This window comes from Thermodesulfobacteriota bacterium (assembly GCA_040758155.1).
GTDB lineage: Bacteria > Desulfobacterota > Deferrimicrobia > Deferrimicrobiales > Deferrimicrobiaceae > UBA2219.
Genome location: JBFLWB010000060.1, coordinates 1 through 7,928, shown reverse-complemented (window position 1 = coordinate 7,928; position 7,928 = coordinate 1). Strand labels below are relative to the sequence as shown.

Here is a 7,928-nt window from a genome sequence, read left to right as displayed (position 1 = left end):
CCCTTCGCATTCATGGACGACGGCGCGAAGAAGGAGATCCGCCGGTGCCTCCTGAAGGCCGTCGCCATCCCGGGATACCAGGTGCCGTACGGATCGCGGGAGATGCCCATCGCCCGGGGATGGGGGACTGGCGGGATCCAGATCACCCTGTCGCTGGTGCTCCCGGAGGACGTCCTGAAGGTGATCGACCAGGGGTGCGACGGGAGCGTGAACGCCGTCAACATCAAGAAGTTCCTGAAGGCGGTCGCCGGCGTGGAGATCACGACGGACACCCGCGCGGCCACCGTGGTCCAGACGCGCCACCGGATCCCGGAAGAGCGGATGACCGGGGAGCAGATCCTCGTGCTCCAGGTCCCGTACCCCGAGGCGCTGCGCGAGGTGGAGGCGTCCGAGACGGAAACCCGCCGCATGCATGCGGAGGCGGACTACGAGCGGATGTGGCTCCTCCTGTACGAGGACATCGTCCGCTACGGGGAGATCCGCATCAGCTACCGGTACCCGGTGACCGTGAACGGCCGCTACATCATGGATCCGAGCCCGATCCCCCGCTGGGACGTCCCGAAGCTCCATATGGCGGACACGCTCTTCCTCTTCGGCGCCGGCCGGGAAAAGCGGATCTACGCCATCCCCCCTCACACGCGGGTGGAGCCGCTGGAGTTCGAGGACCACGCCTTCCGGGTGGAGGATTTCTCCGGAAAATCGTGCGCCCGCTGCGGCGCGGCGGACACGTTCCTGGACGAGGTCATCGCGGGGGAAGGAGGGGAGCGAAGGCATTACTGCTCCGATACGGGGTACTGCGACAAGAGGGCGGCTAAGTGGACCCGCTGATCCGCGTCCGGGGATTGACGAAACGCTTCGGGGCGGGGTGCGCGCATTGCCGGCGGGCCACCGGTCCCGATCGGGAGACGAACCGGTGCCCCCATTGCGGTTCCGTCCTCGCCTGCAACGACGTCTCGTTCGACCTGTACCCCGACGAGGCGCTCGGCGTCGTCGGGGAAAGCGGTTCCGGGAAAAGCACGCTGGTGCGCCTGCTCCATTTCGAATGGGAGGCCACCGGCGGGACGGCGTCGCTTCACCGGCAGGCCGCGGGCGGCGGGCCGCCGGGGCTCTTTCCCGACGGCGAAGCGTGGAGCCGGAACCTTCTGGAATTGAGCAGCTTCCGGAAGCGGCAGCTTCGCAACGCCATGATGGGGATCGTCTATCAGAATCCCGTCCTGGGGCTGCGGATGTCGGTCAGCGCCGGAGGCAACGTGGCCGAGCGGCTGCTGGGCGCCGGGTGGCGCAACGTCGCCGACATGCGAGCGAGGGCATCCGGGCTGCTGGAGCGGACGGAGATCCCGGTCGAGCGGATGGACGAGCCGCCGAAGAACTTCAGCGGGGGGATGCAGCAGCGGGTGCAGATCGCCAAGGCGCTTTCGAACAACCCCGTCCTCCTGTTCCTGGACGAGGTGACGACCGGGTTGGACCTTTCCGTCCAGGCCCGGGTGCTGGACATGATCCGGGCGCTCCGGGACGAGTGCCGACTCTCGATGCTGGTGGTGTCGCACGACCTGGGGGTGATCCACCTGCTTTGCCAGCGGACGCTGGTGATGCGCTACGGAAGGATCGTGGAGGCGGGTCTTACGGACCAGATCCTCCAGGATCCGCAGCACCGGTACACGCAGCTCCTGGTGGCGTCGCAGCTGTGACCGGGGGAGGGGACGCTTGATCCGCGTCGAGAAGCTGTCCAAGACCTTCACGCTCCACGTCCTGGGAGGGAAGTCCATCGAGGCGCTCCGCGACGTCTCCTTCCGGGTGCCGTCCGGCTCCTTCCTCGGGCTGGCGGGGCCGAGCGGCGCGGGGAAAAGCACGGTCCTGAAATGCATCTATCGGATGTATGTGCCGTCCGGCGGAGCGGTCCTGTACGAATCCGAGGCGCGCGGCACCGTCGACCTGGCGAAGCTGTCCGACCGGGAGATCATCGGTCTCCGGAGGAAGGAGATCGGATACGTGTCGCAGTTCCTCAAGGTGATCCCCCGCGTCCCCGCGCTGGAAGTGGTCATGGAGCCGATCCTTGCGAGGAACGGCCTGGCGCGGGAGGAGGCGCGCGCGCGGGCCTCCCGGCTCCTTGAGCGTCTCCGCATTCCCCGCGGCCTGTTCGACGCGTACCCCGCGACCTTCAGCGGGGGGGAGCAGCAGCGGATCAACATCGCGCGGGCCGTCGCCTGGAAGCCGCGCCTGCTCCTGCTCGACGAGCCGACCGCCTCCCTGGACCGGGAATCCGCGGAAGCCGTGATCGCGCTGCTCAAGGAGCTGCGGGAGGAGGGGACGACCATGATCGGGATCTTCCACGACGCCGGCCTGATGGCATCGGTGGCCGACGCGGTTCACCGGATCGGTTGAGGAGGTCGGGGAAACGCGCCATGCGCGGCGATTTCATCGTGAGAAACGCCCGCCTTTCGACGCCGTCGGGGATCCTCGAGGGGATGTCGATGCGCGTCGAGGACGGCCGGATCGCCGGGATCCGCGCCGGGGAGCTGCGGGGGCCCCGGGAGATCAACGCCGGCGGGAACCTCCTGCTCCCGGGATTCGTGGACATCCACTCCGACGCCATTGAAAAGGGGATCGAGCCGCGCCCCAACACCTTCTTTCCGGTCGACGTCGCGGTCCACGAGCTGGACAAGAAGATCGCCGGTTGCGGCGTCACGACCGTGTACCATTCCCTCTCGTTCGCGGAGATGGAGGTCGGGCTGCGCTCCAACGGCATGGCGGCCGGCATCGTCCGGCAGGTGAACGGTCTTTCCGGCTGCCTCCGCGTGCGCACGAAGGTCCACGTGCGGTTCGAGGTCACGGACGGCGGCGCGGTGCCCGTCCTCGAGCGGCTCATCCGGGACGGCCAGGTCCACCTCTTTTCCTTCATGGACCACTCGCCGGGACAGGGGCAGTTCCGCGATATCGGTGCTTTCAAGCGGTATTACGGGCCGGTCTACCGGAAAAGCGACAGGGAAATGGACGACATCATCGCGCGGAAGCTGGAGGCGCGCGGAAACGGGTGGGAGCGGGAGCTGAAGCGGCTGGTCGGGCTGTGCGGTGAACGGGGGATCGCGGTGGCCTCCCACGACGACGATTCCCCGGAAAAGATCGCCTGGCTGAAGGGGCTGGGGGTCGGCCTGACCGAGTTTCCCGTCAATCTGCCGGCTGCCGCGGCGGCGAGGGAGCTGGGGATCCGGGTCTGCCTGGGCTCGCCCAACGTGGTGCGCGGCGGATCGCAGGCGAAGAACCTGGACGCGCGGGAGGCCATCCGGCTGGGGTGCGGCGACATCCTCTGTTCCGACTATTCCCCGATGACGCTGCTCCACGCGGTGACGGCGCTGACCCGGCTCGGCATCCTGCCGCTGCACGAGGCCGTCGAAATGGCCAGCCTCCATCCCGCGCGCGCCGTCGGGATCGACGCGTTCACCGGGTCGCTGGAGGAGGGAAAGGATGCGGACCTGCTGATCGTAGACGACGAGGGAGCGGTTCCCCGGATCCTGAAGACGTTCGTCCGGGGAAGGGAGGTGTTCTCGTCCTGCTGAGCACCGGTATGGGAATCTTTCCCGGCAGGTTGGGCTAAAATGGGCCCATGCGTTTCCGGGAAGGATCCGCGGTCGTGCGCACCGCCGTTCCGGCGGTCCTGCGCGGCGCCCTGTTCGCCTTCCTGCTGCTCTCCTCGGCGGCGGTCCTCTATTCGACGTTCCTGAACGCCCGGACGATCCGTTCCCTGGCGGAGAGTTCCCTCGAGAGCACGGCGCTGGCCCTCTCCTTCTCGGCGGAAAGCGCGCTTCGGCTGTCGGGGGATCGCCGGGGGGAGGATGTCCGGGAGATCCTGTCCGACCGGGTCGTGGCGTTCGCCCTGATCGCGGACGCCGGCGGGAAGATCCTCTTCCACACGAATCCCGCCCGGGTCGGGCGCTCCCTGGAAGAGGGCGGTCTCCGGACATGGCTCCAGGGCGGCAGGCCGCACGGACGGAGGGTCACGCTGGGGACGGGGCTTCCGGCCTACGAATACAACTACGTCCTCCATCGCCCGGACGGCGGCGCGGAGCTCCTCCGATTGGTGATCCACACGGCGCGCGCGGATCTGCTCCTCGGCGACATCCGCCGGATGTGGTGGGCGGTCGGCGCGGCCCTCGCCGTCCTGTGGGGCGTCGGCATCGCCCTCGAGCGCGTCCTGACGCGGCAGCTTCGCCTCCAGGAAGAGGCGGGCCGGCGGGAGCGCCTGGCGCTGATCGGGCAGATGACCGCCGCGCTGTCCCACGAGATACGGAACGCCCTCGGGAGCGTGAAGGGCTACACGCAGTGGGTGGACGAGAAGGTGGATCCGTCCGACCCGCGGAAGCAGGGGCTCGCGTTCGCCCTGAAGGGGATGGGGAGGATCGAGTCGCTCGTGAACGAGCTTCTCCTGTACGCGAGGCAGGAAACGTACGCCATCGGGCCGGTCGATCTCCGGGCGCTGGCGGAACCGCTGGTCCGGGAGGAGACCGCGGGGTGGGGCGGAAGGGCGGAGACGGAATTCGGCGATGGGGCGCGTGCGATGGCCGATCCGGAGAAGCTGCGGCGCGTCCTGTCCAACGGGATCCGGAACGCGGTCCAGGCGATGGGCGGGGAAGGCTCCCTGCGGGTTTCCGCGCGCCCCGAGGGGAACCGGGTCCGGCTGCGCATCGAGGACAGCGGGCCGGGGATCCCCGAGTCGGAGCGGGACCGCCTGTTCACTCCTTTCCACACGACGAAGACCGACGGGACGGGGCTCGGTCTGGCATACTCGAAAAAGGCGATCGAGGGGATGCGGGGAAGCATCGCGCTGCGGAACCGGGAGGGCGGCGGGGCCGTCCTCGAGATCTTCCTTCCGATGGAAAGGTGAAGCCGCCGTGCCGAAGAAGCTGCTGGTCGTCGACGACGACGCGATGATGCGCTCGTTCCTCTCCGCCGTGCTGCGGGAAGAGGGGTACGCGGTGGAGGAGCAGGGGAGCGGGACCGGGGCGCTCGAAGCGCTGCGGCGTTCCGAGTTCGACCTCGTCATCACGGACCTGCGCATGCCGGATCTCTCCGGCATGGAGGTGATGCGGGAAGGGCGCGCCCTCCGCCCCGAGGCCCGCTGGGTCATCGTGACGGCCTACGGCTCGATCGGCGGCGCCGTGGAGGCGATGAAGGCGGGCGCTTCGGATTACCTGACGAAGCCTTTCCGCGACCCCGACGAGCTGCGCCACGTGGTGCGCCGGGTGCTTCGGGAAGCGGAGGCGGAGGCGAGGATCTCGCTGCTGTCCGAGGAGCTCGGGAAGCGCTTCCCCCCGGCGGAGATGATTTTTCTCGGCGGGAAGATGGCGGAGGTGCACCGGCTGGTGCGGGAGGTGTCCCCGACGACCGCGACCGTCCTCGTCACGGGGCCGAGCGGAACGGGGAAGGAGCTGGTCGCGCGCGTGATCCACGCGTCGAGTCCGCGCAGGGAAAAGCCGTTCGTGGCCGTGCAGTGCTCCGCGCTTGCGGAGACCGTCCTCGAAAGCGAGCTGTTCGGGCACGAGCGCGGCGCGTTCACCGGCGCGGCCGCCCTGCGGAAGGGGCGCTTCGAGCTGGCGGACGGAGGGACGGTTTTCCTCGACGAGATCGGCGACATTTCGCCGTCGGTGCAGGTGAAGCTGCTCCGGGTGCTCCAGGAGAGGTCGTTCGAGCGCGTGGGGGGGACGCGGCCGATCGAGGTCGACGTCCGCATCGTGGCGGCGACGCACCGGGACCTCAAGGCGGAGGCCGCGGCCGGGCGCTTCCGCGAAGACCTGTATTACCGGCTGAACGTGTTTCCGATCGCGCTTCCCCGGCTTGCGGACCGTGAAGAAGCCATCGTTCCGCTGGCGGAATATTTCGCGGGGAAGTTCGCCGCCGCCTTCGGGAAAAAGGTTTCCGGGCTCTCCGCGGGCGCGTCCGAGGCGCTCCGGCGATACCCGTGGCCCGGAAACGTCCGGGAGCTCCAGAACGTGATCGAGCGGGCCGTGATCCTCGCCGCGGGGGAGATCGACACCGTCCACCTGCGGCTGGACACCGCCCCGGCGGTTGCGTCGCCGGGCGAGGGCGCGCTGCGCGCGAGCGAACGGGAGACGATACGGAAGGCGCTTGCGGAAACCGGCGGGAACCGCACGCAGGCCGCCCGGGTGCTCGGGATCTCCCTTCGGACCCTTCAGTACCGGATCAAGGAATTCGGGCTGTAGGGATGCATCCTTTGCGCGGCGGCACGCAAAAGATGCGCACCCGAGGATTCGGCGGGCCAAGGGATCAGCGGCGGAACCTGTCGGATAAATTATGATTTCCAGGATTCTTTTCGGATGGCACCACCCTTGCTCTTCCTTCGGGTAAAAGAAGAAACCCGAAGGAGGCAGGAAAAATGAAGACGAAGATCGGAGCGGTGATCATGGCGGGATTGTTTCTGGCCGGTACGTCCTCCGTTGCGCTGGCCAAGGGACCCGGGGGCGGTTCCGGCCGCGGGGTCGCGGTGCGTTCGGCCGCGGGGATGCAGTCGCAGAGCCAGGTCCGTGCGCAGAAACGGCTGCGCGACGGCTCCTGCGTCAACCAGGGGAGCGGCGCGCCCTTGAAGAAGGGAAACGCATATGGCCCGGGCGACGGCACGGGGACTGGGGTTCCCGTGCAGGACGGGACGGGGTATGGCGCACCGGCGAACCGGTAGCGCGGGAGTGACCGGCAGGAGCGGGGCGGCGCTCGCCCCGCTCCTGGTTCCGGCGCTCCTGGCGCTGCTGCTCGGCTTCCCGTCGGCCGCGCGAGCGGCGGAGGCCGACACGGTTCTGGCCGGCAGCGGGATCCAGTACCCGGGCGGGTTCGACCCCGACACGGTCGGCGAGGTCCGCGGGCGGATTTCCGATTCCTTCATTCCCGGGGACGGCCCCGTCCGGTTCCGCGTGGATACGGGGCGCGAGCGGTACACCGTTCTCGCGTCGCCTCCATGGTATTGGAAGGACGTGCGGGTCGACCTCCCCGACGGATCCGAGGTGCGGGTGCGGGGATCGAAGACCCTCGGAAAAGACATGTCCCTCTACGTCGTCGCCCAGGAAGTGGAGCTTCTCTCCTCCGGAAAAAGCTGGGTCTTCCGGGACGGGGACGGGCACCCCCTGTGGAAAGGGCGGAAAGGCGTGGCCGTCGGGAGCGGGATGGGAGGGGCGTCTCCCATGCGGCGCGGCGGCGGGGGGTCCGGAGGCGGTCCCGGAGGTCCGGGCGGCCGCAGGAGATAATCCCATGCAGGAATGGTATCGGAAGGGCCGCGCGGTGCGCGGATGCGGGACCGTGTTTGCCGCGCTGCTGGCGGGGATGTCGCTTCTATCGCCCGGGAATGCGTTCGCCGGGTGGGAGGCCGGCGCCCGGGCGGGGTTCGATACGAACGTCGGCCGCTCGGTCGTCGACGGAGAGGGCGACGTCTTCCTCCTCGGATATGCGGCGTACCTCCGTCCGGCCGACGGAGAGAGGCGGCTCGACTGGACGCTCTCCGCGATGGTCGAAGGGACCGCCTACGCCGATCTCTCCGACCTCGATTCCGGGGCGGCGTCGATTTCGCCGGGGATGTTATGGATCGTGCGTCCCGGGTGGACCGTGAATCTTTCGCCGTTTATCCAGGGAAAGGCGGTGAGCGACTCCGACCAGTCGGCATTCGCGTTCGGCGCGCGCGCCGACCTGCGCCAGGAACTGTCGCGGAAGCTGTATCTCGGCGAGTCCGTTTCCTGGACCGACAGTCGGGCCCAAGTGGAAACATACTCGTTCACCGAGCTTGCGGCAGGGATGGCGATCGGCGTGAACTGGACCGATGCCGTCTTCACCGAGATCGGATACCGGTACGCCAGGGGAGATTCCTTCCTTTCCCTGGGGACCACCGCGCTGGCTCCCGGCGGAGGGGGAGGAGGCATCGGGGGGCCCGGATT

Annotated in this window: 9 protein-coding genes; all 9 read left to right on the top strand. The window is 68.7% G+C overall.

Annotation, left to right across the window (positions count from 1 at the left end):
• Positions 1–828, top strand: an 828-nt coding sequence (locus AB1346_03795) for an alpha-D-ribose 1-methylphosphonate 5-phosphate C-P-lyase PhnJ (GenBank protein ID MEW6719553.1), incomplete at its 5' end; no start/stop codon positions are given.
• A complete protein-coding gene (locus AB1346_03790; GenBank protein MEW6719552.1) occupies positions 816–1,688 on the top strand; it encodes an ATP-binding cassette domain-containing protein in 873 nt (290 codons plus the stop codon). The genes AB1346_03795 and AB1346_03790, both read left to right, overlap by 13 nt.
• Before the next feature lie 16 nt (positions 1,689–1,704).
• Positions 1,705–2,382: a phosphonate C-P lyase system protein PhnL gene (phnL, locus tag AB1346_03785; protein MEW6719551.1), complete on the top strand. Its 678-nt coding sequence runs from the start codon at positions 1,705–1,707 to the stop codon at positions 2,380–2,382.
• Between the two features lie 20 nt (positions 2,383–2,402).
• Entirely contained in the window at positions 2,403–3,554 is a 1,152-nt protein-coding gene (locus AB1346_03780) for an alpha-D-ribose 1-methylphosphonate 5-triphosphate diphosphatase (GenBank protein MEW6719550.1), read from the top strand.
• Between the two features lie 74 nt (positions 3,555–3,628).
• On the top strand, positions 3,629–4,879 hold the full coding sequence (locus AB1346_03775; protein ID MEW6719549.1) for an ATP-binding protein: 1,251 nt from the start codon (positions 3,629–3,631) through the stop codon (positions 4,877–4,879).
• A 7-nt stretch (positions 4,880–4,886) separates the two neighbouring features.
• A complete protein-coding gene (locus AB1346_03770; GenBank protein ID MEW6719548.1) occupies positions 4,887–6,215 on the top strand; it encodes a sigma-54 dependent transcriptional regulator in 1,329 nt (442 codons plus the stop codon).
• A gap of 173 nt (positions 6,216–6,388) precedes the next feature.
• Positions 6,389–6,688 (top strand): hypothetical protein, encoded by a 300-nt coding sequence (locus AB1346_03765; GenBank protein MEW6719547.1) that lies wholly within the window; start codon positions 6,389–6,391, stop codon positions 6,686–6,688.
• Between the two features lie 7 nt (positions 6,689–6,695).
• Positions 6,696–7,247, top strand: a complete 552-nt coding sequence (locus AB1346_03760) for a hypothetical protein (GenBank protein ID MEW6719546.1) — start codon at positions 6,696–6,698, stop codon at positions 7,245–7,247.
• A 4-nt stretch (positions 7,248–7,251) separates the two neighbouring features.
• Positions 7,252–7,928: hypothetical protein (locus AB1346_03755; GenBank protein MEW6719545.1), on the top strand; the 677-nt coding region annotated here is incomplete at its 3' end.